The sequence below is a fragment of the Bifidobacterium sp. ESL0764 genome, assembly GCF_029395515.1.
Classification (GTDB): domain Bacteria; phylum Actinomycetota; class Actinomycetes; order Actinomycetales; family Bifidobacteriaceae; genus Bifidobacterium.
The window spans coordinates 945,524-972,347 of the sequence record NZ_CP113919.1 but is presented as its reverse complement, the minus strand read 5'-3'; the positions used below and the strand labels follow the sequence as shown (position 1 = coordinate 972,347).

General features: G+C 56.4%; 22 protein-coding genes, 1 tRNA gene and 1 pseudogene. 5 read left to right on the top strand and 19 right to left on the bottom strand.

The genetic code is table 11. The features are described 5' to 3' along the window. Positions 1-41: 41 nt before the first annotated feature. The 3 genes from OZX71_RS03495 to rpoZ form a co-directional block, all read right to left on the bottom strand. A complete protein-coding gene (locus OZX71_RS03495) occupies positions 42-1,358 on the bottom strand; it encodes a class I SAM-dependent methyltransferase (protein WP_277147030.1) in 1,317 nt (438 codons plus the stop codon). Positions 1,359-1,692: 334 nt separating this feature from the next. Then, positions 1,693-2,916 (bottom strand): methionine adenosyltransferase, encoded by a 1,224-nt coding sequence (gene metK, locus OZX71_RS03490; protein ID WP_277147385.1) that lies wholly within the window; start codon positions 2,914-2,916, stop codon positions 1,693-1,695. Between the two features lie 186 nt (positions 2,917-3,102). Next, a complete protein-coding gene (rpoZ, locus tag OZX71_RS03485) occupies positions 3,103-3,396 on the bottom strand; it encodes a DNA-directed RNA polymerase subunit omega (protein ID WP_277147032.1) in 294 nt (97 codons plus the stop codon). Between the two features lie 167 nt (positions 3,397-3,563). On the opposite strand from rpoZ, the gene ilvD reads away from it, so the two are divergent. Further along, positions 3,564-5,423, top strand: a complete 1,860-nt coding sequence (gene ilvD / locus OZX71_RS03480) for a dihydroxy-acid dehydratase (RefSeq protein WP_277147034.1) — start codon at positions 3,564-3,566, stop codon at positions 5,421-5,423. A gap of 253 nt (positions 5,424-5,676) precedes the next feature. Here the strand turns inward: ilvD and OZX71_RS03475 are convergent, their stop codons facing one another. Further along, positions 5,677-5,919: a hypothetical protein gene (locus OZX71_RS03475; protein WP_277147036.1), complete on the bottom strand. Its 243-nt coding sequence runs from the start codon at positions 5,917-5,919 to the stop codon at positions 5,677-5,679. 180 nt (positions 5,920-6,099) lie between these two features. Beyond that, on the bottom strand, positions 6,100-6,720 hold the full coding sequence (gene gmk / locus OZX71_RS03470) for a guanylate kinase (protein WP_277147038.1): 621 nt from the start codon (positions 6,718-6,720) through the stop codon (positions 6,100-6,102). Positions 6,721-6,956: 236 nt separating this feature from the next. Between gmk and OZX71_RS03465 the strand changes: the two genes are divergently transcribed. Then, entirely contained in the window at positions 6,957-7,250 is a 294-nt protein-coding gene (locus OZX71_RS03465) for a hypothetical protein (protein WP_277147040.1), read from the top strand. Further along, the gene (locus OZX71_RS03460; RefSeq protein WP_348519534.1) at positions 7,217-7,660 is read left to right on the top strand and encodes a PIN domain-containing protein; all 444 of its coding nucleotides are present in this window, start codon (positions 7,217-7,219) and stop codon (positions 7,658-7,660) included. The genes OZX71_RS03465 and OZX71_RS03460 overlap by 34 nt, the downstream gene beginning before the upstream one ends. Positions 7,661-7,738: 78 nt before the next feature. Here OZX71_RS03460 and OZX71_RS03455 read toward each other — a convergent pair whose 3' ends face one another. The 11 genes and pseudogenes from OZX71_RS03455 to rpsL form a co-directional block, all read right to left on the bottom strand. Next, the gene (locus OZX71_RS03455) at positions 7,739-8,692 is read right to left on the bottom strand and encodes a hypothetical protein (RefSeq protein WP_277160517.1); all 954 of its coding nucleotides are present in this window, start codon (positions 8,690-8,692) and stop codon (positions 7,739-7,741) included. A gap of 143 nt (positions 8,693-8,835) precedes the next feature. Then, positions 8,836-12,207, bottom strand: coding sequence for a carbamoyl-phosphate synthase large subunit (gene carB / locus OZX71_RS03450; protein ID WP_277160516.1), 3,372 nt, complete (start codon positions 12,205-12,207; stop codon positions 8,836-8,838). Continuing rightward, complete coding sequence (gene carA, locus OZX71_RS03445) at positions 12,207-13,514, bottom strand: glutamine-hydrolyzing carbamoyl-phosphate synthase small subunit (RefSeq protein WP_277160515.1); 1,308 nt, start codon at positions 13,512-13,514, stop codon at positions 12,207-12,209. Before carA ends, carB begins: the two co-directional genes overlap by 1 nt. 505 nt (positions 13,515-14,019) lie before the next feature. Then, positions 14,020-14,511: pseudogene (gene nusB / locus OZX71_RS03440) on the bottom strand (transcription antitermination factor NusB); the annotation flags it as partial. Between the two features lie 99 nt (positions 14,512-14,610). Further along, positions 14,611-15,177, bottom strand: a complete 567-nt coding sequence (gene efp / locus OZX71_RS03435) for an elongation factor P (protein ID WP_277160514.1) — start codon at positions 15,175-15,177, stop codon at positions 14,611-14,613. Between the two features lie 97 nt (positions 15,178-15,274). Continuing rightward, on the bottom strand, positions 15,275-16,114 hold the full coding sequence (locus OZX71_RS03430) for a hypothetical protein (protein ID WP_277160513.1): 840 nt from the start codon (positions 16,112-16,114) through the stop codon (positions 15,275-15,277). A gap of 138 nt (positions 16,115-16,252) precedes the next feature. Beyond that, positions 16,253-17,803 carry an HNH endonuclease gene (locus OZX71_RS03425; RefSeq protein WP_277160512.1) on the bottom strand — a complete coding sequence of 517 codons (1,551 nt, stop codon included), beginning with the start codon at positions 17,801-17,803 and terminating at the stop codon, positions 16,253-16,255. A 149-nt stretch (positions 17,804-17,952) separates the two neighbouring features. Beyond that, complete coding sequence (gene tuf, locus OZX71_RS03420) at positions 17,953-19,155, bottom strand: elongation factor Tu (RefSeq protein ID WP_277147052.1); 1,203 nt, start codon at positions 19,153-19,155, stop codon at positions 17,953-17,955. Between the two features lie 167 nt (positions 19,156-19,322). Continuing rightward, positions 19,323-21,452 carry an elongation factor G gene (gene fusA, locus OZX71_RS03415; RefSeq protein ID WP_277147054.1) on the bottom strand — a complete coding sequence of 710 codons (2,130 nt, stop codon included), beginning with the start codon at positions 21,450-21,452 and terminating at the stop codon, positions 19,323-19,325. Positions 21,453-21,482: 30 nt separating this feature from the next. Then, positions 21,483-21,953, bottom strand: coding sequence for a 30S ribosomal protein S7 (gene rpsG / locus OZX71_RS03410; protein WP_277147056.1), 471 nt, complete (start codon positions 21,951-21,953; stop codon positions 21,483-21,485). Between the two features lie 5 nt (positions 21,954-21,958). Beyond that, positions 21,959-22,330, bottom strand: a complete 372-nt coding sequence (gene rpsL, locus OZX71_RS03405) for a 30S ribosomal protein S12 (protein WP_277141808.1) — start codon at positions 22,328-22,330, stop codon at positions 21,959-21,961. 376 nt (positions 22,331-22,706) lie between these two features. Between rpsL and OZX71_RS03400 the strand changes: the two genes are divergently transcribed. Continuing rightward, positions 22,707-22,988: a hypothetical protein gene (locus tag OZX71_RS03400; RefSeq protein WP_277147059.1), complete on the top strand. Its 282-nt coding sequence runs from the start codon at positions 22,707-22,709 to the stop codon at positions 22,986-22,988. Continuing rightward, positions 22,985-24,358: an aldehyde dehydrogenase family protein gene (locus OZX71_RS03395; RefSeq protein WP_277160511.1), complete on the top strand. Its 1,374-nt coding sequence runs from the start codon at positions 22,985-22,987 to the stop codon at positions 24,356-24,358. The genes OZX71_RS03400 and OZX71_RS03395 overlap by 4 nt, the downstream gene beginning before the upstream one ends. A gap of 160 nt (positions 24,359-24,518) precedes the next feature. Here the strand turns inward: OZX71_RS03395 and OZX71_RS03390 are convergent. The 3 genes from OZX71_RS03390 to OZX71_RS03380 form a co-directional block, all read right to left on the bottom strand. Then, a tRNA-His gene (locus tag OZX71_RS03390) sits at positions 24,519-24,594 on the bottom strand. A 148-nt stretch (positions 24,595-24,742) separates the two neighbouring features. Continuing rightward, a complete protein-coding gene (locus OZX71_RS03385; protein WP_277160510.1) occupies positions 24,743-25,771 on the bottom strand; it encodes a DUF1684 domain-containing protein in 1,029 nt (342 codons plus the stop codon). A gap of 137 nt (positions 25,772-25,908) precedes the next feature. Beyond that, the gene (locus tag OZX71_RS03380; RefSeq protein WP_277160509.1) at positions 25,909-26,766 is read right to left on the bottom strand and encodes a MetQ/NlpA family ABC transporter substrate-binding protein; all 858 of its coding nucleotides are present in this window, start codon (positions 26,764-26,766) and stop codon (positions 25,909-25,911) included. Positions 26,767-26,824: the final 58 nt, after the last annotated feature.

Genomic DNA, 26,824 nt, shown 5'->3' with positions numbered 1-26,824 from the left:
AAAAAAGCGCCACGGCTTAACCGTGACGCTTTGTATTGTTCTCAGGCCTTGGAAGGCGTCGGCAGAACGTCGGCGTTCTCGACCCACCACGGACGCAGCGGGTAGGTGTCGGTACCGGTCTCTGAATCGGGACGTACACAGAGGAACTGGTGGATCTGGATGTTGTTGAGCTCGAAGTTCAAGGCGCAACCGGCCATATAGAGGCCCCACAGGCGTGCCTTGGGCTCGCCCATCAGCTCGACGGCGCGGTCCCAGCCTGCGACCAGGTTCTTGTTCCAGTTATGCAGCGTCAGCGCATAGTGCTGGCGCAGGTTCTCCTGATTGACGACCTCGAAGCCCGTGTCCTGGATGACGGTTTCGATCTCGCCCGGGGAAGCCAGCTGGCCGTCGGGGAAGATGTAGCGATCGATGAACTCGCCGGCAGACTTGCCCGTCATGGAGTTGACTCGCGTGATCTGGTGGTTCAGCAAGCGGCCGTTGGGCTTGAGCTTGTCGAAGATCTCCTTAAAGTAGGAGGGATAGTGCTTGAAGCCGACGTGCTCCATCATGCCGATCGAGCAGATGCCATCGAAGTCGCCTTCGGGCACGTCGCGGTAGTCCATCTGACGCACCTCGGCGAGGTCTTCGAGGCCTTCGCGCTTGATCCATTCCTGCGCCCACTTGACCTGTTCGCCTGCCAGAGTGACACCGAGGACCTTGATGCCGCGCTGCGCGGCGCGGATTTCCATCGAGCCCCAGCCGCAGCCGATGTCGAGCAGACGATCGCCAGGCTTCAGGTTGAGCTTGTCAAGCACAAGGTCAAGCTTGCGCCATTCCGCGTCTTCAAGCGAATCCTCCGGGGTGTTGAACACGCCGCAGGTGTAAGTCATCGACGAGCCGAGGAAGAGACGATAGAACTCGTTGGACTGGTCATAGTGATAGCTCACCGTGGCGGAATCGCCGGCCTTGGAGTGCGGCAGCAGGCCTTCGGTGCGGCGACGCCAACGGCTCGGCCCTTCGATGGACGGCGCTTCGGGATGACGGATACCATGCGAATAGACGGCGGCGACGATACGCGCCAAGTCAGCAGGGTTCGGCTTCTTCATATCCGGCTTGAGAGCCATAAGCTCCTTGAACACTTCGTACGGATTGCCGGGGATGAGCTCCGGGGAGGCGATGTCGCCTTGCAGATAGGCGCGCGCAAGGCCGAGATCGTTGGGATGGTCGACCATATAATATACGGCACGCGAATTGTTCACGGTGATGTGCAAAGGGGCGTCCTGAGGTCCAAACGATGAACCGTCGAATGCGGTGATGTTGATTTTCCCATTGTCCTTAAGGAACATGGAAACCATATCGGCTACGGTCATAACGGCCATGCGCAACCTCCAAAATAAGTGCATTTCGTTGCATCTCTTCATGCAAAATCATATTCAGCCTATTGCTCAGTTACGACACCGTAACGATTTTGCTGGTTGTGAAATCCGATAATCGTTGTGCTTGAGCCAGGGTTTGATGTCCATTCATGCGTATTCCGGATTCAAGCGTAAAATGTGCGTTTTATTGACGCCAGAACGCACATTTTTCACACCGATGTGAAAAATATGCATTCTAATGAGGTCAAAAGGCACTTTTCGCACACAAAAGGCCGTGCCACGCACCAACGATGCATGACACGGCCTACGAATTCCTGACGAGAATATACTGATGAACTCAGAGCTCGGCGATGGCCGCCTTGAGCTCGTCGACCTTGTCGGTGGCCTCCCAAGTGAAGTCCGGGTCGGTGCGGCCGAAGTGGCCATATGCCGCAGTCTTCAGATAGATCGGGCGAAGCAGGTCGAGCTCGTCGATGATCGCGGCCGGACGCAGGTCGAAGACCTTGCGCACCGCGGCCTGGATCTGCTCGCGGGTGACTCCCCCGATCTCGGTGCCGAAGGTGTTGACGTTGACGCTCACCGGGTCGGCGACGCCGATGGCGTAGGCCACCTGCACCTCGACCTTGTGCGCAAGCCCTGCGGCGACGATGTTCTTGGCCACCCATCGCGTGGCGTAGGCCGCGGAACGGTCGACCTTGCTCGGGTCCTTGCCGGAGAAGGCGCCGCCACCGTGATGGGCCGCTCCGCCGTAGGTGTCGACGATGATCTTGCGACCGGTCAGCCCAGCATCCGCCGCAGGACCGCCCAAGATGAACGAACCGGTCGGGTTGACCAGGATGCGATAATCATCATGCTTGATCTTGTCACCGCAGACTTCGGCGAGTACCGGTTCGATGACATGCTCGCGCAGTTGCGGCAGCAGCCAATCGTGGTCGACATCGGGGTCGTGTTGCGTGGAAATCAGTACGGTATCGACGCGAACCGGGCGGTCGTCATCGTCGTATTCGATGGTGACCTGGGTCTTGCCGTCCGGGCGCAGGTGCGGGACGATGCTCTCCTTGCGCACCTGGGCCAGACGATAGGCCAAGCGGTGGGAAAGATAGATCGGCAACGGCATCAGCACGTCGGTCTCGTCGCAGGCGTAACCGAACATGATGCCTTGGTCGCCGGCGCCCTGGGCCTCATAGCGTTCCTCTCGCGAGACCTCGGTCTCTTGCTCGGGGTTGAGGCGATCGACACCCTGGTTGATTTCCGCGCTCTGCTCGGTCAGCGAGACCAGCACGCCGCACGAATCGGCGTCAAGACCGACCTCGGAGGAGGTGTAGCCGATATTTTTGACGACATTGCGCACGATGCGCTGGATGTCGGAATACCCGGAACTGGTCACCTCGCCAAAAATAAGGAATTGTCCGATGGCGGCCGATGTTTCCACGGCCACATGGGAATGGGGATCCTGACGAAGCATATCGTCGAGGATGGCGTCGGAAATCTGATCGCAGACCTTATCGGGATGCCCTTCGGTAACCGATTCCGCGGAAATCAGGCGACGTTCTTTTGTCACTTCTGTAGACACAGTGAACTTCTTTCTTCCATGCCAGAGCCGTTTGAGGCGGCTGACGTGTATACATACGGAAAGCAAGCCTACCCTTATGTCTCTATTTCAACGCACCGATTGACACGCATAGCATAGAGAAAAACAAAGCCCGACTCCATAGCGGAATCGGGCTTTAAAAAATGAAGAACGAGACTAGTCGAGGCTGCCTTCACTCAGGTCGTCCTCGCCGAGCGTCTCTTCCAGCAGACCTTCGTTGATTTCGCGGAAGGCGATGGAAAGCGGCTTCTCGTTGTTCTGGTACTCCACCAGCGGGCCGACATTCTGCAACAGACCCTCGTTGAGCTGGGTGAAGTAGGAGTTGATCTGACGGGCGCGCTTCGCCGCGAAAATCGACAGCGAGTACTTGTTGTGCTCGCTCTTCTCCATCAGCTGGTCAATCGTCGGATCGGCAAGACCGCTCGGTGTGGGCTCGGTGCCAAATGCCATATTGTTTGCTCCCTAAAAAAGAATAAAGCTATCCAAAATCTCTAGTATACGCCTATACCATGATTTCGGTACCTGCGTATCCCACATACCGTGCAATTTCTAAAAAACCGTTCATTATGCGGTCGAAACGCAACAGACGGCATGGCAGCCAACGTATAAATTGAACCATGCAAATGCGCTCACATAATATCATGACCGGCCGCATGTTCGCCGGTGCCCGAGCACTCTATCGCGCCGCAGGCGTGGCCGGAGACGACTTGGGCAAGAAACCCATCGTCGCCATCGCAAACTCGTTCTCCGAGTTCGTGCCCGGCCATGTCCACCTCAACAAGGTCGGACGCCTCGTCTCCAAGGCCGTACGCGAAGCTGGCGGCATCCCCCGCGAGTTCAATACCATCGCCGTCGACGACGGCATCGCCATGGGCCACACCGGCATGCTCTACTCGCTGCCGAGCCGCGACATCATCGCCGACGCCATTGAATACTCCGTCAACGCGCACTGCGCCGACGCCCTGATCTGCATCTCCAACTGCGACAAGATCACACCCGGCATGCTCATGGCCGCGCTGAGGCTCAACATCCCCACCATCTTCGTCTCAGGCGGACCGATGGAGGCCGGTTCGACAACCCTGTCCAACGGCAATACCGAGACCACCGACCTGATCGACGTGATGTATGCCTCCGCCGACGACAACGTTTCCGACGAGGACCTGCTGGCCTACGAGAAGACCGTCTGCCCCACCTGCGGCTCCTGCGCCGGCATGTTCACCGCCAATTCGATGAACTGCCTGACCGAGGCACTCGGCCTGGCCCTGCCTGGCAATGGTACCACGCTCGCCTCGCACGGCTATCGCAAGCAGCTCTTCGAGCGCGCGGGCAAGATGATCGTCGAGCTGGCGAACCGCTATTACAACGAGGACGACGAGAGCGTGCTGCCGCGCGCCATCGCCACCAAGCACGCCTTCGAGAACGCCATGACCATGGACGTGGCCATGGGCGGCTCGACCAACACCGTGCTGCACATCCTCGCCGCCGCGCAGAGCGCCGACGTCGACTTCACGCTCGATGACATCGAACGCATCAGTCACACCGTGCCCTGCATCTGCAAGGCCAGCCCCTCCGGCGACTGGGAGATCTCCGACGTGCATCGCGCCGGTGGCATCTGTGGCATCCTCGGCGAGCTCGACCGTGCCGGCAAGCTCAACCAGGACGTGCATTCGGTCGATTATCCGACGCTTCAGGCCAAGCTCAACGATTGGGACATCATGCGCCCGACCTGCCTCGACAAGGCCAAGGAACTCTACCGCGCAGCCCCGGGCCACATCAAGTCCCCCGAGCCGTTCACGCACGAGACGCTCTCCGATTCGCTTGACACCGACCGCGTCAATGGCGCCATCCACGACATCGACCATCCGGCCGTGAAGGAAGGCGGCCTCGCGATTCTGCGCGGCAACCTCGCCCCCGACGGCTGCGTGGTCAAGACCGCGGGCGTGCCCGAGAACATCTGGAAGTTCCGCGGGCCGGCCCACATCGTCGAGTCCCAGGAACAGGCCGTCGAGGTCATCCTGGGCGACAAGCTCAAAAAGGGCGAAGCGCTGGTCATCCGCTACGAAGGTCCCAAGGGAGGCCCGGGCATGCAGGAAATGCTCTACCCCACCTCGTTCGTCAAGGGCAAGGGTATCGGGCGTGACGTCGCGCTGATCACCGACGGCCGCTATTCCGGCGGTTCGTCAGGTCTGGCCATCGGCCACGTCGCCCCCGAGGCGGCCAACAAGGGCCCGATCGCCCTGATCAAGGACGGCGACATGATCGACATCGACATCCCCAACCGCACCATCAACGTGGAACTCACCGACGAGCAGTTCGATGAACGTCGCAAGGAGCTCGAAGCCGGAGACGGCTACGTCGCCCACCGCGACCGCAAGGTCAGCCTCGCGCTCAAGGCCTACGCCGCCTTCGCCCGTTCTGCTGACAAGGGGGCTACTAGAGACCCCGAGCTGATAAATCAGCTCTCAGGGCTCAAGTAGCCTTCACGGCCTTAGCGGCCGCTCACCTCGCCTACGGGGAGTCCACAGGACTCCCCGCTTTACGGCTCGGCCCGCGATCCTGAATTAATCAACAAGCTCAGCGGTCTTGCGTGATGTACTAGTGGTTTATTTATTAATCACAAGTGGCCCTGCATATGACTTCATTCATATGCAGGGCCACTGTTATGGAAATGCCGATACGGAATCATACACATCAATCATCAAGCACAACCATGACTAATAAAAAACAGAGCTATTGTTTGCTCGCGCTCGATGAGTGTTCTGCCTCACGCTTCTTTTTCGCCTTGTGCATGTCTTCGACAACATGCACGACCACCAAGACCGCGGAGAGACCTATAGCTTGAGACCAAAGCTTCGGATCAGTCAATGCCGCCAAAAAATGCCCATGGTCAAACCAGAAAATCCCCAGCACAAAATAAGTGACAAGGGTGATGACGAAAACTATCGCGTTCTCTTTCCAATCGATATCTTTCATAAGAGTATCCTTCAACCGTCGATGTCGAATCCAATCATTGCAACAGTGCTAAAACCGAATACAACAAGTGTAAACGGCAAATCAGAAAAGACCAATTCGTCTGACACTGATATCCAAGGAAAGAATACAGTCAAGATTTTTGAATAACTCCCTCTACGAGAAATGCCAATGAGTCCTCACTCAATTATTGATGCCGTATTCCTTGGCGATGACGTCCCAGAGCTCGTCGGCGGCGCGATCGACGGTGTCGTTGACGATCTTGACGTCGAATTCCGGCTCGGCGGCCAGCTCGACCTTCGCGGTCTCCAGACGCTTTTTACGTTGTTCCTCATTCTCCGTGCCACGGCCGATCAAGCGCTTGACCAGCTCGTCGTAACTCGGCGGGGCGATGAATACCGAGACGATCTCAAGATTGAGTTCGGCGGCACGCTGCTTGACGCGGCGGGCACCTTGCAGGTCGATCTCAAGAATCGTAGGAATATTTTTGGCCAAGTGATCGAGCACCGGCTGCAGAGGTGTGCCGTAATGGGCCATGCCATGTACGACCGCGGTTTCGAGGAACCAGTTCTGTTTTTCCTTGGCTACGAATTCTGCCTCATCCATGAACCAGTAGTTCTTGCCGTTGACCTCCCCCGGCCTCGGATCGCGTGTGGTGGCGGAAACCGAAACCCAGACTTCAGGATGTTTGCTGAGTAGATTCGCCTCGACGGTTCCCTTGCCCACGGCCGTCGGCCCGGTCAAGACAATCAAACGGCCCTTGTGCGACTGCCCAGCGACATGCTCTTCATTACCAACGCTCATAATCTCCGCTCCTGAAATAGATGGTTCCAGTGTAGCGAAACGCCCGAATCGGAGTAGTGCGATTCTTTTCCCATACTCTTCTCAGGCTTTCCTCCCATGCGTTTCACATATACCACAACATGACACAAAGCGCTGTGCATCCCGGCTTTACGCAAGATGAGCCAATCGCGATGTCTGACAGATAGCTGATATGCTTTTGCCATTAGACGTTGCACCAACCAGCGAAGGAGACCGGCATGGCCACCGCAACAGTGTCTGCGACTATTGACAAGCGGACCGAGGAATTGGCGGATTCCTATATCCGCAAGTCCGGTTTGACTGCCGACAAACTGATCAACCAACTGTGGTCGACTATCGCACAAACCGGCGTGGTGCCACGATTCACCAGGATGAACGGCACACAACGCGGCGCACGCAAGGAAGCATTCGCCAATGCGCAAGGAATCGTATCAAAAGTTCCCAGAGGGACAAGACTCGCCACCATGAGTGATGACGAATTGCGTGCAGAACTGGAGAACCGCGATGTCTAAAGCTGCTGGTCGACACCAACATCCTTGTCGATTACATAGTGCCTGATCGGCCTGAACATGTGTATGACGAGCAGCTGTTGGCACACTTGGTCGACGGTAAGGATACCGGTTACGTCACCTCCGGTTCTTTGAAGGACTGTTATTATATCTGCCGCAAATACATCGGTGAGCCAGCATGCAGGGCATTGATTCGGGCATTTCTAATCATTTTCGATGTACCACCGACAGGTATGGCAGAATGCCGGGAATCGGCCTATTCCACTGAACCAGATTTTGAAGACGGTCTCATCCGTGCGGTCGCGGAACATAATAATGCTGATGTCATCATCACCAGAGACTCCGCAGCTTTCCAATCCTCGAATGTCAATAGCATGTCTGCACGAGAATATCTACAAAATCTCAATCGATAACAGCAGAAGCCAAGCTCACCAGAACAACTAAATCAGATATCACAAATGTTGACACCGCATCAACCGCGTCGCGCGAGCTTACTGGCGTTTGACTTGGATGGTGAACGCCTGGAGACCGTCTGATTGAGTGAGAGCTTGCAGAGTCAGCGACCATTCCACATTATCGACATCCGAGCTGCCGGTGCTGGTGTGATAGGTCTTTGTCTCGCCAAGTCTTAAACGCGTATATTTGTTAGGCATACAACGCTGATATGAACCTCTGGACGCATAATCCTGTACGCAAAAAATCGCGGAATATCCTTGCTTGTCATGATCAAGCGTGTATGGCGCAAAAACATTCAACTTGTCGATATGGGTAATGCTGCCGACTTTCACCGTTCGCGTCGTACCTTTGCCGGAATCGTCCTCTGGCTCCTGTGCACTCTTCTTGACCACAGGCCCGTTCTGATACGGCGTTACCAACACCGTAGCGTAGCCATCGTTGTTTCCTCCAACCATATTCCCCGGTTGTGGCACAGGCGCGTAACCCTTCAACCCGATCAACGTAAGCGAACAGCCGTCATCAGGAAAATCCTTGGTCTCACCAATTGCCAAACCGTCGTTGTCTTTGTCATCCGCACTCTTGCTCATCGCGACATGTGCTTTGGCATCGTCTTGGCCATCGTTCCAGGACTCTTGTTTTACCGTACCGTTCCTATCGCGTTCATTGAGCGGAACCGCTTCCGCAATCCCGATATCCACCACATATTTGAAGCCCTTCATGTACCAACCACCCGCATCCAAAGCAAAATTGCCCCTCTCAACAGGTGGCAGGCTGGAACGCATCGCAAGAGTGACGACTTTGCCCTTATCCAACTGAGATTGAGGGAGGTGGACCTTCTGGTCGACCACCGGCCAGATTCTTGAAAGACTATACTCAACCTCCGCAAGGGGGCTGTCCCGCAACAACAAGCCTCCACATACCAATGCAATGATGGCAATCTGGCAAGCCAAAATGAAGGCCATGACCTTTTTGTTCTTTTTACGATTCATGCGTTTCATCTTTGAAGTCATTTGTCAGTACAGAACAGCGTTATACGGGGATTCCAGACGGCAAAACCATTCTTGGCTCAGGCAAAGCGGGGACGTTTTCTCGCATGATCGCAGAGCTACACGCGAGAAAACGTCCGTTTCGGCTACTCCATTTCGGAAGCGAAGAGCTGCTTGGCGTGCTCCTGGATGCTCATCACCTGATAGTCGTCGGCCTTGACCGCCTCGATGGCGAGCAGGACTGCGGAGAACTCGGTGATGGTGGTGAACTGCGGGATATCGGCAATCACGGCGGCGGCGCGGATGGCGTAGCCGTCGGAACGGGAGCTGCGGGTGCTCGGGGTGTTCAGAACCATGTTGATCTCCCGGGACTCGATCATCTCCACAGGATTCTTGTCGATGTAATCGTCACCGTATTCGGCCTTCAGCTCCTGCCTGCGTTCAGAGGTCTCGGAGATCTTGCCGACGACCTTGCACTCGATGCCATAGCGACGCAGTACGGAAGCGGTGCCTTCGGTGGCGCAGACGGTGAAGCCGAGCTCCTGAAGTCTGGTGGCGATCAGCGGCAGCTGGCGCTTGTCGGTGTCGGAGACCGAGAGGAACACATTGCCTTGTGTCGGCAGTCCGCCGGCATAGGCGGCGAGCTGGGACTTGGCGAAGGCGTGAGGGAAGTCGCGGTCGAAGCCCATGACCTCGCCGGTCGAGTGCATCTCGGGGCCGAGCAGGGTATCGACGGATTTGCCGGCGACCGTGCGGAAACGCTTGAACGGCAAGACGGATTCCTTGACGGCGACCTGCTGACCCGGACGGATGGTGCCGCCGTCGCCCTTGGGCAGGAGCAATCCACGCCTGCGCTGGTCGGCGACGCTCTCCCCCACCATGATGCGGGCGGCGGCCTTGGCCAGTGCCACACCGGTGGCCTTGGAAGCGAACGGGATGGTGCGGGAGGCACGCGGGTTGGCCTCGATGACGTAGAGCGTGTTGGCCATGTAAGCGAACTGGACGTTCATCACGCCTCGTACACCACAGCCTTCGGCAATGGCCAATGTCGCCTTGCGCAGACGCTGGATCTGATCGTCCGAAAGAGTCGAGGGAGGCAGGGTGCAGGCCGCGTCGCCGGAGTGGACACCGGCCTCCTCAACGTGCTCCATGATGCCGCCGATGTAGAGCTCCTTGCCGTCGTAAAGCGCATCGACATCGATTTCGATGGCGTCCTGCAGGAATTTGTCGATCAGCAGCGGCGAGGGCAGACGTCCGGAAACCACGGTATCGGCCTTGGCTTCGTCGAGCGCACGGTTGACGTATTTCTCCAGTTGCTCGTCGTCGTAGACGATTTCCATGCCACGTCCGCCGAGCACGTAGCTGGGGCGCACCAGCACCGGGTAGCCGATGGAATGGGCGGCTTCGCGCGCCTCATCCATGTTCAGGGCTGTGCCGTAGCGCGGGGCGTTCAGGTGTTCACGACGCAGCACCTCGCCGAAGAGCTCGCGGTTTTCGGCCAGGTCGATGGATTCCGGCGACGTTCCGAGAATCGGGACACCGGCGGCTTTGAGACGCGCGGCCAGCGAAAGCGGGGTCTGGCCGCCGAGCTGGACGATGACGCCCTTGATCGGGCCCAGCTTCTTCTCGGCGTCGTAGATCTCCATGACGTCTTCGAAGGTGAGCGGCTCGAAGTAGAGCCGGTCGGACATGTCGTAGTCGGTGGAGACGGTCTCGGGGTTGCAATTGACCATGATCGTGTCATAGTCCTTGCCCAATTCCTGCACCGCATGCACGCAGGTGTAGTCGAACTCGATGCCCTGGCCGATGCGGTTGGGGCCGGATCCCAAAATGATGACGGCCTCGCGGTCGCGCGGTTTGAGTTCGGATTCGTCCGCGTAGCAGGAATAGTAATACGGGGTTACCGCGTCGAATTCGGCAGCGCAGGTGTCGACGGTCTTGTAGACCGGGCGCAGGCCGTAGCTATGGCGCAGCTCGCGGATCGTGTTCTCGCCCTCGTCGCCCAAGTGGCGCAGATGCGCGATCTGCAGGTCGGAAAGCCCGGCCAGCTTGGCCTTCTTCAGGAGCCTGGCCGACAGGATTTCAGTGAACCGCACTTCCATCGCGGTCTGGTTGATCAGCTCGAATTGACGCAGGAACCACGGGTCGATCTTGGTGGCGTCGTAAAGCTGTTCAAGCGTGGCCCCGCCCCAAAGCGCGCGTTGCACCTGCAGGTAGCGGTTCTCGGTGGGGGTGCGCATGTCTTCGAGCAGCTGGTCGACCTCGGCCTGATCCGGCTTGGTTCCGTCCCAGCTGAAGCCCATGTGGCGCTTGTCGATGGAACGCATGGCCTTGCCCAGCGACTCCTGGAAGTTGCCTCCCAAGGCCATCGCCTCGCCCACCGACTTCATCGAGGTAGTGAGCGTCGGGTCGGCGCCCGGGAACTTCTCGAAGGTGAAGCGCGGCACCTTGGTGACCACGTAGTCGATGGTCGGCTCGAAGCATGCCGGCGTGGATTGCGTGATATCGTTTTGGATCTCGTCAAGCGTATAGCCCAGCGCGAGTTTCGTGGCGATCTTGGCGATCGGGAAGCCGGTGGCTTTCGAGGCCAGCGCCGAGGAACGGGAGACGCGCGGATTCATCTCGATGATGATGATGCGGCCGTTCTTGGGATTGACCGCGAACTGGATGTTGCAGCCGCCGGTGTCGACGCCGACGCCGCGGATGATGGCGATGCCGAGGTCGCGCATCTTCTGGTATTCGCGGTCGGTGAGCGTGAAGGTCGGGGCGACGGTGATGGAATCACCGGTGTGCACGCCGACAGGATCCACGTTCTCGATCGGGCAGACGACCACAACGTTGTCGTTACGGTCGCGCATCAGCTCGAGCTCGTATTCCTTCCAGCCTTCGATGCCTTCTTCGACCAGAACCTCGTTGGTCGGCGAGTCGTGGAGGCCGGCGCCGGCGATACGATGCAGTTCCTCCTCGTTGTGGGCGATGCCGGAACCCAAGCCGCCCATGGTGAAGCTCGGGCGCACGACCACCGGAAAGCCGAGTTTGGCCACGATGGCGTCGACTTCCTTGAGACTATGGGCCACATCGCTTTTTGCGGACTCTCCCCCGACGGAATCCACGACCTTCTTGAACTGTTCGCGATCCTCGCCGCGATCGATGGCCTCGAGCGAAGCACCGATGAGTTCGACGTGGTATTTGTCAAGCACACCGGCCTTGCCCAGAGCCTCGGCGGCGTTCAGAGCGGTTTGCCCGCCGAGCGTTGGCAGCAGCGCGTCCGGGCGTTCACGCGCGATGATCCGCTCGAGAATCGGCACGTCGATGGGTTCGATGTAGGTGGCGTCGGCCATTTCCGGGTCGGTCATGATGGTGGCCGGGTTGGAGTTGACGAGGATGACGCGAATGCCCTCCTCGCGCAGCACTCGGCACGCCTGGGTGCCCGAATAGTCGAATTCCGCGGCCTGGCCGATGACGATGGGGCCGGATCCGATGACCATGACGGATTTGATATCCTGACGTTTCGGCATTACTTGTTCTCCTTGTCAGCGCTATCGGCGGATTGGCTATTGACGGTTGTGTTCGATGAAGATGAAAATGTCGGTGCCGTAAGCACGGACGAAACCGGCTCCCCCGCCTTGCGGGCACGCATCAGCGAGACGAAACGGTCGAACAGATAGGCGGCGTCGTGGGGTCCAGCGGCGGCCTCGGGGTGGTATTGCACCGAGAAGGCAGGGATATCGACACATTGCAGGCCTTCGACCACATCGTCGTTCAGGTCGATGTGCGAGACGAACACACGACCGTATTTGCCGTTTTCATACGGCGATTCAACGATTTTGCCGATTGGCGCGTCGACCGCGAACCCGTGGTTGTGGGCGGTGATCTCGACCTTGCCGGTGGTCATGTCACGCACCGGCTGATTGACGCCGTGATGGCCGAACTTGAGCTTGTAGGTATCGAAGCCGAGCGCACGTCCGAAGAGCTGGTTGCCGAAGCAGATGCCAAAGAAGGGGTATCCGGCGTCGAGCACCTGACGTAGCAAGTCGACCTCGGGAGCAGCCTCTTCCGGATCCCCCGGACCGTTCGAGAAGAAGACGCCATCGGGGTTCAAGGCCTTGATTTGTTCGAATGTAACAGTAGAAGGTACGACGTGCACCCGGCAACCGCGTTCGGACAAGCGATGAGGCGTCATGCCTTTGATACCGAGATCGACGGCGGCGACGGTGAACAGGGGCTCCTTGCCCGCGAAGTCGCCGCATGGCTCGACCGTGTAGGTCTCCTTGGTGCTGACATGGTCGTAGAGCCTGGCGCCCTGCATCTTCGGCGAGGCCAGCACTTCGTCCAACAGCACGTCCACGGACTTCAGCTCGCCGCTGGTCTCATCGACCAAAGCGTTTCCCGAGAAAATGCCGGCGCGCATCACGCCGCTCTGGCGCAGGTGGCGGACCAGCTTGCGCGTATCGATGCCGCTGATGCCGACGACGGAATCGCCTTTGAGCTCATCGTCAAGGCTGTCGTTGGCACGCCAGTTGCTGACATTCGGGCTGGGCTGACGCACGACGTAGCCGGCCACCCAGACCCGCTTGGATTCTGGATCCTCGTCGTTGACTCCGGTATCGCCGATATGCGGGAATGTCTGCACGACGATCTGCCGATCATAGCTCGGGTCGGTAATCGTCTCCTGATAGCCGGTCATGGCCGTTGCGAAGACAATCTCACCGAACGTTGAGCCGGACGCTCCATAAGGCTCACCGATGTAAAGCTGGCCATCTTCCAACAACAGCACAGCATCGTCTTTCGAATACTGTGCTGTTGTCGCTGCTTGCTGACTCACCACGAGTCCCCCTTTGCCGGGCCCGTGCGCGGACTCGGAATAACTGGACCGGAAAAACACATTCGCGGCCCGGCCACCGTACCGCGGTCAGAACGAACTACACAATTGTTGAGTCATCGTCACCATCCGGTGGCAACGACTGTTCCTCTCCAGCCGTATCAGGCTGAATCGGCACATCTGCGGGCGACGACGAGCCCACGGCGTCATCGTCATCCGAAACCTTGGATGTCTCGGCTTCGGCTGCTGCAGGACCATCGAGCGTTCCGGAAGAATCGTCGGAAGTCTCCTTTTCGCTGTCTGCCGGTTTCGCTGCCTCACCCGAAATGTCGCCATTCTCGTCAGACGAGTCGGCACCCTGATCAGCGCCGGCAGTCTGAGATGAATCCGTATCTTCTTCATCACCGGATTGCACGTTCTCCGTCTCCGGCTCGTCCTCGGATTCCGTCTCAAAGGGCACACCATCGCCCTGGCCGGAGATGCCACGGGACTGGAGGAACCCGGGAGCGGTCGGCGAATTGGAACGACGCTCGGCCGCTTCACGTTCCGCTTTCTCCTTGGCCTGCGCTTCATGCGCCGCCTTGATGTCGGCAAGGACCGTATCCTTGTCATCGCACAGCGCGCTCAGCAGACCATGAATGAAAGCCGGCGAGTCGTCATCGGAAAGGGTTTTCGCCAATCCCAACGCCTCGTCGATGGCCACGCGGCCGGGGACCTCGTCATTGAAGAGAATCTCCCAGGCGGCGATCCGCAGGATGTTCCTGTCGACAACGGCCATGCGTTTCAGCGGCCATTTGGTGGAGTGGGAGTCGAGCGCGTGATCGATGCCGTCCTGCTCGTCGGCCACACCTCGCACAATCTCGATCGCGTAATCCGGCAACGGGGTCTGGGCTCCCGGTTCGGCAATGCGTTCGGCGAGCAGCGACGGGATGTCCTGCCCCTTTTCATCCGCTTCGTAGAGCGTATTGAGCGCCCGCTTGCGAGCTGTCGAACGTGCCATATAGTCAGTAGCCTCTCAGTAAAAAATATGCGAATTACCGTTTGCGAATACGGCTTTCCGACTTGGCAGGCCGTAACGTACCAAGTCGGAAAGAGAAAATCAGTTGTTTTCGCGGCCGAGGTAGGAACCGTCGCGGGTGTCCACCTTGACCATTTCGCCTTCGCCCACGAAGAGCGGCACCTGGATCTCGGCACCGGTCTCGACAGTGGCGGGCTTCGTACCGGCGTTCGAACGGTTGCCCTGCACGCCCGGCTCGGTCTGCGTGACCTTGAGCACGACGGATGCCGGCAACTCAACGCTCAACGGGGTGCCGTCGTGGAAGCTGATGATGCAGTCGGTGCCTTCGAGCAGGTATTTTGCCTGATCGCCAACGAGCTCCTTGGGGATGTTGACCTGATCATAGGTGGTCATATCCATGAAGACGAAGCTGTCACCCTCTTCATAGGAATACTGCAGCGTACGGTTGTCGACGGTTTCGAACTCCATCTTCATGCCGGCGTTGAAGGTCCTGTCGACGATCTTGCCCGAAAGCACGTTCTTGATGGTGGTACGCACGAAAGCCGGCCCCTTGCCAGGCTTGACGTGCTGGAATTTCGTGACGGTCCAGAGCTGTCCGTCCAGGTTCAATACCGACCCGTTTTTGATGTCATTGCTAGTTTGTGCCACGTCTCGTCACCTTAGTCATTTACTTTTCAAACGATTTGCATTCCATAAAATGCCTCAGCAATTATGCCACGGCGTCTGTACAGCCTACGATAAGTCATCAGTTAAAAAGTCCTATTAAGGGAATTAAAATACCTGATACAGTATCCTTCAATGGTCCAACCAACGTTTTCGCAATTTCAAGTGCCTTCTTTAATTTTCCTTTCGCGTTAGGACTTTCGTTATCGCTTTCTACTTTTGCTTTCTGTATTGCAGTTTTTAGTTCTTCCTCATGATCTATTTTTTCAGAGTTGAGAATTTCTTCTAGGCTTTCTGAAATTTTAGAGTACACATCAGGATTAATTGTATTGTTATTACCAACAGTTGTATTGCAATTACCGATTACACCATTGTTGGTAACAACATTATTCCCGTTTTGATTTATTGTAATGCCACCCATTGAATTATCTTTCTTCTTAATAAAAAATCTTAATCTTTTTGATAAAGAATCGTATTCTGCAAATTCTCCAACACGATCCTGAGTATAAGAATAAATCTGCTCCAAATTCTCAAACCAATATTCACCATGAATCTGCCATTTTGGGTGAAATCGATAATCGTTATGCCAATCACAAGGTAAATTCCTCTGATACTCACCAGACTGATGAGCAACGTCTTCTAAACGTATACAGTCAGTATCAGTGACTGTATCATTTTGAATATGATGTTGAATTTGGTCAAATTCCTCGCTGGCCGAATCAAAGAACTCATCGATATTTTGTAACTCTGAAAGCACCTCAATAGGCGCATCAGAATTGGGAATGATATAAAAGGCGTGGAGTTCAGATTTTAAATGTTCAAACCATTCTTTCGATTCTTTTGAAGCTGCATTAAGCTCCTCAACACTCCTTCGTCTACTAAAATTCTCATAACAATGTATAGTCGGATCGATAAACCCCATATTTTGTTACCTCTCCTGTAATCAGCTGTATCTGACTATAGCAATTATGTAAGAATAATCTAAAGCTATGCTAGATAATAATCTTATTTATACGGCATTACGATAAAGAAGTCTCCTAGAATAAAATCTGTCTTTTTTTCAACTCTTTCTCTGTATTTTTTTTAAATGACGGCAAACACCGTAAGATATCAAAACGAAACTCACGCAAACGGACAGAACTAAACATGACACTACATATACAGGGGAACCGGACAACTTCCCATTCCAAGACTCTATAAAGCTTTCATATACATTCTTTCTTTCTCTGCTACCTACTAGCGATAAATCTGAACTATACCCAGCCTTCTCATTTACTAGTCTGATTATGGATACGAATTGATGATCCAACCAGTTTTCGAAGGAATGTTTCTCTTTTTCACTCAGATTTTTGGGCAAATATTGACATAGATCCCTTGGCGACTGTATCGAAGCAAATACTTCTTCTACCTTACAATCAGTGTCACCAGACAATCCCGATTCTATGGTTTTGCGAATCAACGTCAAAATCTCGACGATTTGTGGCTGCATGGCTGCTATCAGGCACGCCTCTACTGTAGATTTTGATAAACAATCAATCGAATGGCCCAAAGAAGACTGGCGATTCAAAAAACCGGCTACCTTTTCCAACTCAGAAAGAGACCAAACTGGCTCCAGAACTTCAGTCGAAAAAATAAAGAGCCGTTGCCCTGCCTTGGGCAGGCTTTTGTCCTGCTTATATTCGGCTTTATAACCTTCCTGCAGACGGAGGCGAAAGGCCTTTGCAAGCTTCCGGGCCAGTCCAGAGTAAGCTCCATACGTTGGTTTAATCGGTTTTTTATTTCGATTTCCTATAACTGCTTCCTGCAGAAATCCACCGATTTTCAATGTGGGCACAATCTCATCATCTTTTACTTCCCGCTTGCGCGGTGCAATGTCGCCGGTACACAGCAAATAGCTTTTTACTGCGGATACATACTGTTTCCACAGTTCATCACTCATCCAACTATCTTGACGCCAATCCTCATCAATCCGTCTCATTACCTCTTTGATATCAACTTGTGGATTATTGCGTTGCCACACCAGAAAAAGCTCATCCGATTTACTTCCGTTACAATCCGCACAAGCGGCAACAAGATTGTCAAAATGAGAGTTTGACCCTACTCTGCTTTTGGCGAGCACGTGATCCATCTGCGCATGTCTTCCAATTCGTTCACCACAATAGAGACAACGCCCTTGTTGCCGTTCCAAAGCCTGAAACTTCCTGACATGAAGGCGTGAATGAACATGATACTTCTTTTTTATTCGTTTCACATCTGCACTGCGCCCTATACCTTCTTGCGGTGTCAACGGTCCAATTATTGTCTTGTTTACAGACGAAGTCTTCTTTGGAGGAGTGTAAGCAATCGTCATCATTTCTTCAATGCCATAGCGTTCCCGTAAGTCATCTATCCAACGTCCGATGCCAGATGATACCGCGTCGACTGACTTGGAATTATAAACAGCAGATTGTTTACCAATACCCAAACCTGCATAATCCAAAATATCAATGTCAAGAATGGTTATAGGGCACGCGACCCACCGTTTATCATTTGAAGACATTTGTAATGCCCCCATTGCCACATCTTCAGGACCAAACTTGATACCTATACGATAACGTAGCGTCTTTGCCATCGTTATGCTCCCCTTTTAGTTTCCCAATTCACAAAATCAGCTGTAATGACTTCCATTCATTCCAGATAAATCCTCAATATACAGTTGTGCCCCACACCTTTCGATGCGGGGCACAACCAGTAAGTAAATCTACAACTTACGTTCTAGAACTACTCGATCACCTTGGTGACACGGCCTGAGCCGACGGTGTGGCCGCCTTCACGAACTGCGAAGGTCAGGCCCTCTTCCATCGCGACGGGCTGAATCAGCTCGACGGAGAAGGTGGCGTGATCGCCAGGCTGAACCATCTCGACGCCTTCCGGCAGCGTGATGACGCCGGTGACGTCGGTGGTGCGGAAGTAGAACTGCGGACGGTAGTTGGAGAAGAACGGCGAGTGACGGCCGCCCTCATCCTTCGTCAAGACGTAGACTTCGCCCTCGAACTTGTGGTGCGGGGTCACGGTGCCGGGCTTGGCCACGACCTGGCCGCGCTCGACGTCGTCACGGTTGATGCCGCGGAGCAGCAGACCGGTGTTGTCGCCAGCCTCGGCCTCGTCCATCTGCTTGTGGAAGGTCTCGATGGAGGTGACGGTGGTGGTCTGGGTCGGACGAATACCGACGATCTCCGCCGGGGCGTTGACCGGGATGCGGCCACGCTCGACACGGCCGGTCACCACGGTGCCACGGCCGGAGATGGTGAAGACGTCCTCGATAGGCATCAAGAACGGCTTGTCGAGATCGTGGACAGGGGTCGGGATGTAATCGTCGACTGCGTCCATGAGGTCCTTGACCGTCTGAACCCACTTGTCGTGATCCGGAGCGTCATCGTGCAGAGCGCCGTAGGCGGAGGTGCGGATGACCGGGCAGTCACGATCGAAGCCGTTTTCTTCGAGGAGGTCGCGGACCTCTTCTTCGACGAGCTCGATGAGCTCTTCGTCGTCAACCATATCGCACTTGTTGAGCGCGACGAGAATCTTCGGCACGCCTACCTGACGAGCGAGCAGAACGTGCTCGCGGGTCTGAGCCATCGGGCCATCAGTGGCGGCGACGACGAGGATCGCGCCATCCATCTGAGCGGCGCCGGTGATCATGTTCTTCACGAAATCGGCGTGGCCGGGGCAATCCACGTGAGCATAGTGGCGCTTGGCCGTCTGATACTCGATGTGGGCGATGTTGATGGTGATACCACGCTGCTTCTCTTCAGGAGCCGCGTCGATCTGATCGAAGTCATACTCCGGGTTGAGATCGGGGTACTCTTCGTGCAGCACCTTCGAGATGGCCGCGGTCAGGGTCGTCTTACCGTGATCAACGTGGCCAATGGTGCCAATGTTAACGTGCGGCTTGGTCCGCTCGTACTTTTCCTTTTCTGCCATTACTTGTCCTCCTGGACGTTTCGTAGTTAATCCCGAGCTTTTCGGCATCGAGATACTCGCTACAGTTTACTGGGTTTCTGGGTTACCTGCCACAAAGTGCCCGAACCCAGTCAGCGCTAGAAAATTTTAGCGCCGACTGGAGACAGACACGCCTTGGGCGAAGTATTTTATTCGCCGCGCTGGGCCTTGATGATCTCCTCGGAGACCGCCTTCGGCACCTCTGCATACGAATCCATCTGCATGGTGAACATCGCACGGCCCTGCGTCTTGGAACGCAAATCGCCGATGTAGCCGAACATCTCACTTAAGGGGACCTTCGCCTCGATGACCTTGACGCCGGTGGCGTCCTTCATCTCCTGGATGTTGCCACGACGGGAGTTGATGTCGCCCATCACGTCGCCCATGTACTCCTCAGGCGTACGCACCTCGACGGCCATGATCGGCTCGAGGATGACGGGCTTGGCCTTCGGGGCCGCGGTCTTGAACGCCATGGAACCGGCGATCTTGAAGGCGAGCTCGGAGGAATCGACATCGTGGATCTGGCCGTCGGTGACGGTCGCCTTGACGCCGACCACCGGGAACCCGGCGAGCACGCCGGACTCCATGGCTTCCTGCACACCAGCATCGATCGAAGGAATGAATTCCTTGGTGATGTGGCCGCCGGTGACCTCGTTGACGAACTCGTAATCCTTGCCCTCGGCGGGGTCGATCGGCTCGAAGTTCATCAAGACCTTTGCGAACTGGCCGGAACCACCCGTCTGCTTCTTGTGGGTGTATTCCTGGTTCATGACGGCCTTGCGGATGGTCTCGCGGTAGGCGACCTGCGGGTTGCCCACGTTGCACTCCACCTTAAACTCGCGACGCATACGGTCGACGATGATGTCGAGCTGGAGTTCGCCCATGCCGGAAATCAGCGTCTGGCCGCTTTCCTCATCGGTCTTGACCTGGAAGGTCGGATCCTCGTCGGCGAGCTTCGCCAGCGCGATCGACATCTTCTCCTGGTCGGCCTTGGTCTTCGGCTCCACGGCGACCTCGATCACCGGGTCCGGGAAGGTCATGGACTCGAGGGAAATAGGAGCGTTGTCGGCGCACAGCGTGTCGCCGGTGGAGACGTTCTTGAGACCTACGAGCGTGTAGATGTTGCCGGCTTCTGCGGCGTCGACGGGGTTCTCCTTGTCGGCGTGCATCTGGAAGATCTTGCCGACGCGTTCCTTCTTGTCCTTCGTGGAATCGAGCACGGTGTCGCCGGGCTTGATGGAGCCGGAGTAGACGCGCACGAACACGAGCTTGCCATAGAAGGGGTGGGTCGAGATCTTGAAGACCAGTGCGGCGAACGGATCGTCCATCGTGGGCTTGCGGTCGATCTCCTGGGACTCGTCACCGGGCTTGAAGCCGACGATGGCGGGGACGTCCTCAGGGCTCGGCAGGTAGTCGACCACTGCGTCGAGCAGCGGCTGAATGCCCTTGTCCTTGAAGGCGGAACCACAGAGGACCGGGTAGGCCTTGCGCTCGATGGTGAGCTTGCGGATGCCTGCACGGATCTCCTCGTCGCTCATCTCGCCGGACTCGAGGTACTTCTCCATCAGGTCGTCATCGGACTCGGCCACCTGGTCGAGAAGTTCCGAACGATACTGCTCGGCCTTGTCCTTGAGGTCATCGGGGATGTCGACGGTGTCGTAGTGGGCACCCAGATCGGTGGTGACGTCCTTCCAGACGTACGCCTTCATACGGATCAGGTCGACCATGCCGACGAAGTCGTTCTCGGCGCCGATCGGCAATTGGACGACCAGCGGGGTGGCTCCGAGCTTCTTCTTGATGGTGTCGACGGAGTAGTAGAAATCGGCTCCGAGCTTATCCATCTTGTTGATGAAGCAGATGCGCGGCACGCCGTACTTGTCGGCCTGACGCCACACGGTCTCGCTCTGGGGCTCTACGCCTTCCTTGCCATCGAAGACGGCGACGGCGCCATCAAGCACGCGAAGCGAACGCTCCACCTCGGCCGTGAAGTCCACGTGGCCGGGGGTGTCGATGATGTTGATCTGGAACTTCTTGTCGGCGTCATGGGTCTGACGGTTCCAGAAGCAGGTGGTCGCAGCAGACTGAATGGTGATGCCGCGTTCCTTTTCCTGGGCCATGAAGTCCATGGTCGAGGCGCCTTCGTGCGTCTCGCCGATCTTGTAGTTCTTACCGGTGTAATACAGAATACGTTCTGTACATGTTGTCTTACCGGCATCGATGTGAGCCATGATGCCGATGTTGCGGACCTCATTGAGGTCGCTGAGCACATCAAGTGCCATAGATTTTCCTTACCTAACTCGTCTCTTCGATTACCAGCGATAGTGGGCGAAGGCCTTGTTGGCCTCGGCCATCTTGTGCGTATCCTCGCGGCGCTTCACGGAAGCACCGAGACCGTTGGAGGCGTCGAGGATCTCGTTGGCGAGACGCTCGGCCATGGTCTTCTCGCGGCGCTTGCGGGAGAAGTCCGTGAGCCAGCGAAGCGAAAGGGCGTTCGCGCGGTTGGGCTTGACCTCGACCGGGACCTGATAGGTCGCGCCGCCGACACGGCGGGAACGAACCTCGAGGGACGGACGGATGTTGTCGAGCGCGCGCTTCAGCACGGCGACGGGTTCCTGTTCGGTCTTCTCCTTGACCATGTCAAGTGCGGAATAGACGATGTCCTCGGCGATCGACTTCTTGCCGTCGAGCAGGATCTTGTTGATGAGCTGAGCGACCACGGTCGAACCGTAGATCGGATCAGGGAGCAGCTGATGCTTCTTGGATGGTCCTTTACGTGACATATCTCTTACTTCGCCTTCTTTGCGCCGTACAGGGAGCGTCCCTGCTTGCGGTCCTTGACACCCTGGGTATCGAGCGCGCCGCGCACGATGTGGTAACGCACACCAGGAAGATCCTTCACACGGCCACCGCGGACGAGCACGATGGAGTGCTCCTGCAGGTTGTGCCCTTCGCCCGGAATGTAGGCGGTTACTTCGATGCCGGAGCTCAGGCGCACACGGGCGACCTTACGCAACGCGGAATTCGGCTTCTTCGGTGTAGTGGTATACACACGGGTGCACACGCCGCGACGCAGCGGGCTGCCCTTCAAGGCCAAAGTCTTGGATTTCTTTGACTTTGCCTTACGTCCTTTACGGACAAGTTGTTCTATAGTAGGCAACTTCAGTTCTCCGATTCGTTAATCATTGTTTCTTGCGGAGCCGCCTCGCTGCAGCCCCAACCGACGAATCGAATGAGACAGCCACAGTCCACCGGCCCGATGGCCCTTCGCTCTCCTGCCGCCGCATTGCTGCGCGCATTCCAACAAGCTCCAGGATATCCCAATGCCCACGCCTGTTACATAAGGCATGCCATTGGCACACACAGAGAGTAACTATAACACACTACTTCCGACATTCATAGACAACGGGCACGCTGCATTCCCAAGATGCCGGCGGCAGACAACAGTTTCGCCAAACGCCGACCTTGCGATACCATGAATACCCAAGTACCGGGTCGACAAGCCCGATGCCCCGTCTTCTACGAAAGGAACAGGTATGGCCACAGTGCTGGTTCATGTCATTCATACTTCCTGCGAGACATGGTCGGTCGACGTCGATGACGAACAACTCGCCATCGCCCAGGAGCAGGGCGAGGAAGGCCAATGCCTGTTGGAGCAGGACAATAGAGAGGTCGTCGATGTCGATGACGAAAATTTCGAAATCGATTACGTCGACACCATCAATTGGGATAAGTCATATACCGACATCAACGACGATATCGACAACGAGGACCCCGCCGACGACGAGGATATCGACGAAAACGGCGACAAAGGATGACAGACACTTGCGAGCAGACCGTCATAGGATTGCACCGCTCGTTTGACGCGGGGATAATGCGTCCCCTCGCTTGGCGTCGGGAACAACTCGAGCGCATGAAACGCATGATGACAGCGCATAGGAAGGACATCGAACTGGCGGTGTACCTCGATCTGGGCAAGCCAGCAGCCGAGACCGCACTGATGGAAATCAAACTGGTGCTTGACGAAATAAGGTTTGTCGAGCCTCGTATCGAACGCTGGAGCAGACGTCATCACGTGGCCATGCCGTGGCTCATGCAGCCGGCGAGAAGCTGGACGATAGCCGAACCCAAAGGCGTGGTCCTGGTGATTTCGCCATGGAACTACCCGCTGATGCTGAGCCTGGAGCCGATGGTCGACGCCATCGCGGCCGGCAACTGCGTATGTCTCAAACCATCCGAACTGTCCCCCAATACCAGCGCATTGCTTGGGCGGCTGATCGGCGAATACCTTGACCCGCGGGCCTTTGCGGTCGTTCAAGGCGCGGTGCCTGAAACCACCGAATTGCTCAAGCAATCGTTCGACCATATTTTCTATACCGGAGGCGGCAAGGTCGGCTCGATCGTCATGGAGGCCGCGGCCAAGCACCTTACGCCGGTAACGCTGGAGTTGGGCGGAAAATCCCCCGTATTCGTGGATGCAAACGCCGATCTCGACGTCGCGGCCGGGCGCATTGCCTGGGGACGTTTCACCAATGCCGGGCAGACCTGCGTGGCACCGGATTACGTTTTGACCACGCCGGAACTTGTCGAGCCATTGGCGCGAAAAATCGAGGAGTTCACCAGAAAATTCTTCGGCGACGACCCTGCCCAATCCCAATGTTTCGGACGTATCGTCAATACCAAACAATTCGACAGGCTCGCCAAACTGCTGCCGGCCGATGGCAAGACATTCAGCGGCGGCGAGACCGATCGTGAACACTTGTACATCGCACCGACCGTACTCACCGACGTTCGGCCGGACGACCCGGTGATGCAAGAGGAGATCTTCGGTCCGATTCTGCCGATTCTTCCTGTACAAGACGCCCAGGAAGCCGTGGCCTTCATCAACAGGCGTCCGAAACCGCTTGCCTTGTATGTATTTTCCCGCTCCAAGACCACCCGTCTGCTCTTCGAACGCCATACCAGTTCCGGGGCGCTCGGCTTCAACCTCCCGCTCGGTCATCTGCTCTCCAGCCGTCTGCCCTTCGGCGGCGTCGGCGCCTCCGGCATGGGTTCTTACCATGGCAAAGCCGGCTTCCTGGAATTCAGCCACGTCAAGAGTGTGACCAGCAAACCTGCGTTTCCTGATACGCTGCGCCTCGCCTATCCGCCATATGGAACGGTGATCCGTAGACTGACCCGGCTGTGAACGGGTAAGCACATCGACTCAACCTCTTAGCAACCATGATTCCCAAGCCGCACGTCGTCGGCACAGTACGGGTTGCGTGTGCAATCGTTACTGATCGTTGCTGGAACGAATGAAGCCCTGAAACTGAAAATCCCCGGAACCTTGCAATTCCGGGGATTGATGGGGTGGCCAACGCGGTTCGAACGCGCGACCTTCTGAACCACAATCAGATGCTCTACCTGCTGAGCTATGGCCACCATCGAAGTGTGAAACCGACCGATTCAACGAACCGAATCAACATCCGCACAACAGATAAGAACTATACATGATTCTCAAGACCTTGCGCAACCGGCGCGTCGCGAAATCCCGTCAGACCTCGTCAAACCTTCAGTTCTGCAGGTCTCGTCACCAACCAATATCCACATTCGGGGCCTTCTCCCCTGCCCTCACGGCGAACGGGAGCGTATTGCGCTTCGAGGGAATCGGGCAGGTGCAGTAGGCGGAGAACGCGCAGGGATAGTTGTAGGCATAGTTGAAATCGAGCACGTCCAGCTCGTCGAGGCCGAGCTCGTCGAGCCGCAGCACACGGCCGATTCCATAGGTCTCTCTGCCGTTGGTCGGATCTTTGAAGAAGATGCTCGCATGGCCGAAAACATTCGAGACGACCAGCGAGTAGTCCTCACCTTCGTGCCGGAATTCAACGAAACCAAGCAACGGGTAGGACTGCAGCACCGTCTTGACCACCGAATCGTGGATATCGAACTCGTCGGGTTCGGCGCGGCGGAAAACGGCCGGAATCCGCCATTCCGGGTCGAGAGGGAACGTGTCGATGTCGTCGAAATGCTGTCGGGCCAAAGTATGCGGGTCTTTGACACGAATCCAGAAACGGTGCGTGGATTGGTCGACCAGATCGGTCTGGGAGTTGACTTCGATGCGCTTGTCGCCGTAGTTGAGATACGCGAGCGCCTGTTCGCCGAATGCGCTCGGGGCAAACGAAATCGGGGCTTCGAGCACCGTTCGTCCATTGGTTACCGCACGTGGCTCTTCCCTGTCTTTTCCAACGACCGCCTGCGACCGTGCTTCCTTGTACTGCGGATAATAGGTCAGCACATCGTTTTCGGCACGCCATACACCCGGGATACCGTCAATCGCCTGCGTGGAACCGTTGGCGACCCATGTGATGGACGCAGGCGCGAGATAGCCGTGCGGTGCCTTGAGCTCCTCCAACCGCTGTTCGTGCCACATCTGCCATTGCTGTGCGTACGGGTCGGCCGCTACCGCCGGAAGCGTGGAAATGTCTTCGGCAAGCTCGTCCGAGGCCGACGTCAGGTTGAGACGTTGAGAAGCCGAGGCGAAAAGCCGGTTCATCGAACCTACGGCATTCGCTTTTGCGCCGGTATGGTCATTCGTCTCTGTTGTATTCGATTCGCTCATTTCATTGCCTCCATTGCAAATTTCTTGTTGAACTGGTTGATTGCTCATAGCGGTCAGCCGCAAGACCTCCCGTCATCATGCATTGACGTCATTCGACGAGCCTTCTGCGTGAAACCGTATGCCCCGTATGTGAACCCTCAGTATTTGAACATCGGAATGTTGTGGTCTTTGACAAGCTGCTTGGCGACGGCCCGCGTATGGTAGGCCTCCACAATCTTGCGGAATGTCTTATTATCCTTGTCGCTCGTATTGGCCACGATGATGTTGACGTAGGGCTTGAAGCTGGCGTCACCGGGCTTGAGTTTGGGCGCATAGATGGCATCCTCGGGCTTCTTGCCGGCGTCGACGATGAAGTTCGTATTGGTGATGCCGCCGGCGTAATCGGGCAGCAGGTTGATGATCGAGGCGGCGTCGTTCAGCTCGATGTCGATGCCGCTGGGATTGGAAGCGATATCGTCGGTCGTCGGGTCGGCCTTGGTGTTGTCTTTGAGCTTGATCAGACCTGCGGAGTCGAGGACTTTGAGCGCACGGCCGAGGTTGGTGGTGTTGTTGGGAATGGCCACTTTGTCGCCGGATTTGAAGTCCTTGACGCTTTTGTATTTCTGCGAATAGAGGTTGAGCGGGGATATGTAGGTCTCACCGATCGGGGTGAATTTGTAGCCTTTTTCCTTTTCCTCCTGATGCAGGAACGCGTAATGCTGGAACGCCGTGATATCCAGTTCATGGTTGGCGAGCGCCTGGTTGGCATAGATGCCGTCCTGGAAGGTCTTGTATTTGAGTTTGATGTTGGCGTGCTCTTCGTCAAGCCGCGCTTGCACGTCCTTCCATTCGGCGTCGTCGGAATTGCCGACAAGCCCGACGGTGACGGTCTGCTCCTTGCCGGCCTTGGCGTTGCGGTAGATGTTGATACCGACGATAACCAGCACCACTACGAGGATAACCGCCAGCAGCGCGAAAAGCTGATGCTTGGCTCTGGTTTGTTTTTTGGTAGCCATAAAAGCCTCTTTCAGAATGTGTTCATGCTGACAGGCCGCGCTTTGCATGGCGGTATCG

Coding starts and splice junctions, on each gene's coding strand:
- rpsG (WP_277147056.1), bottom strand. CDS start 21,953: ATGTCACGTAAAGGACCATCCAAGAAGCATCAGCTGCTCCCTGATCCG.
- OZX71_RS03425 (WP_277160512.1), bottom strand. CDS start 17,803: ATGGCAAAGACGCTACGTTATCGTATAGGTATCAAGTTTGGTCCTGAA.
- gmk (WP_277147038.1), bottom strand. CDS start 6,720: ATGAGCGTTGGTAATGAAGAGCATGTCGCTGGGCAGTCGCACAAGGGC.
- carB (WP_277160516.1), bottom strand. CDS start 12,207: ATGCCGAAACGTCAGGATATCAAATCCGTCATGGTCATCGGATCCGGC.
- OZX71_RS03385 (WP_277160510.1), bottom strand. CDS start 25,771: ATGAGCGAATCGAATACAACAGAGACGAATGACCATACCGGCGCAAAA.
- rpoZ (WP_277147032.1), bottom strand. CDS start 3,396: ATGGCATTTGGCACCGAGCCCACACCGAGCGGTCTTGCCGATCCGACG.
- OZX71_RS03455 (WP_277160517.1), bottom strand. CDS start 8,692: ATGAATCGTAAAAAGAACAAAAAGGTCATGGCCTTCATTTTGGCTTGC.
- ilvD (WP_277147034.1), top strand. CDS start 3,564: ATGCAAATGCGCTCACATAATATCATGACCGGCCGCATGTTCGCCGGT.
- OZX71_RS03430 (WP_277160513.1), bottom strand. CDS start 16,114: ATGGGGTTTATCGATCCGACTATACATTGTTATGAGAATTTTAGTAGA.
- OZX71_RS03400 (WP_277147059.1), top strand. CDS start 22,707: ATGGCCACAGTGCTGGTTCATGTCATTCATACTTCCTGCGAGACATGG.
- OZX71_RS03395 (WP_277160511.1), top strand. CDS start 22,985: ATGACAGACACTTGCGAGCAGACCGTCATAGGATTGCACCGCTCGTTT.
- tuf (WP_277147052.1), bottom strand. CDS start 19,155: ATGGCAGAAAAGGAAAAGTACGAGCGGACCAAGCCGCACGTTAACATT.
- OZX71_RS03475 (WP_277147036.1), bottom strand. CDS start 5,919: ATGAAAGATATCGATTGGAAAGAGAACGCGATAGTTTTCGTCATCACC.
- OZX71_RS03380 (WP_277160509.1), bottom strand. CDS start 26,766: ATGGCTACCAAAAAACAAACCAGAGCCAAGCATCAGCTTTTCGCGCTG.
- OZX71_RS03495 (WP_277147030.1), bottom strand. CDS start 1,358: ATGGCCGTTATGACCGTAGCCGATATGGTTTCCATGTTCCTTAAGGAC.
- fusA (WP_277147054.1), bottom strand. CDS start 21,452: ATGGCACTTGATGTGCTCAGCGACCTCAATGAGGTCCGCAACATCGGC.
- OZX71_RS03465 (WP_277147040.1), top strand. CDS start 6,957: ATGGCCACCGCAACAGTGTCTGCGACTATTGACAAGCGGACCGAGGAA.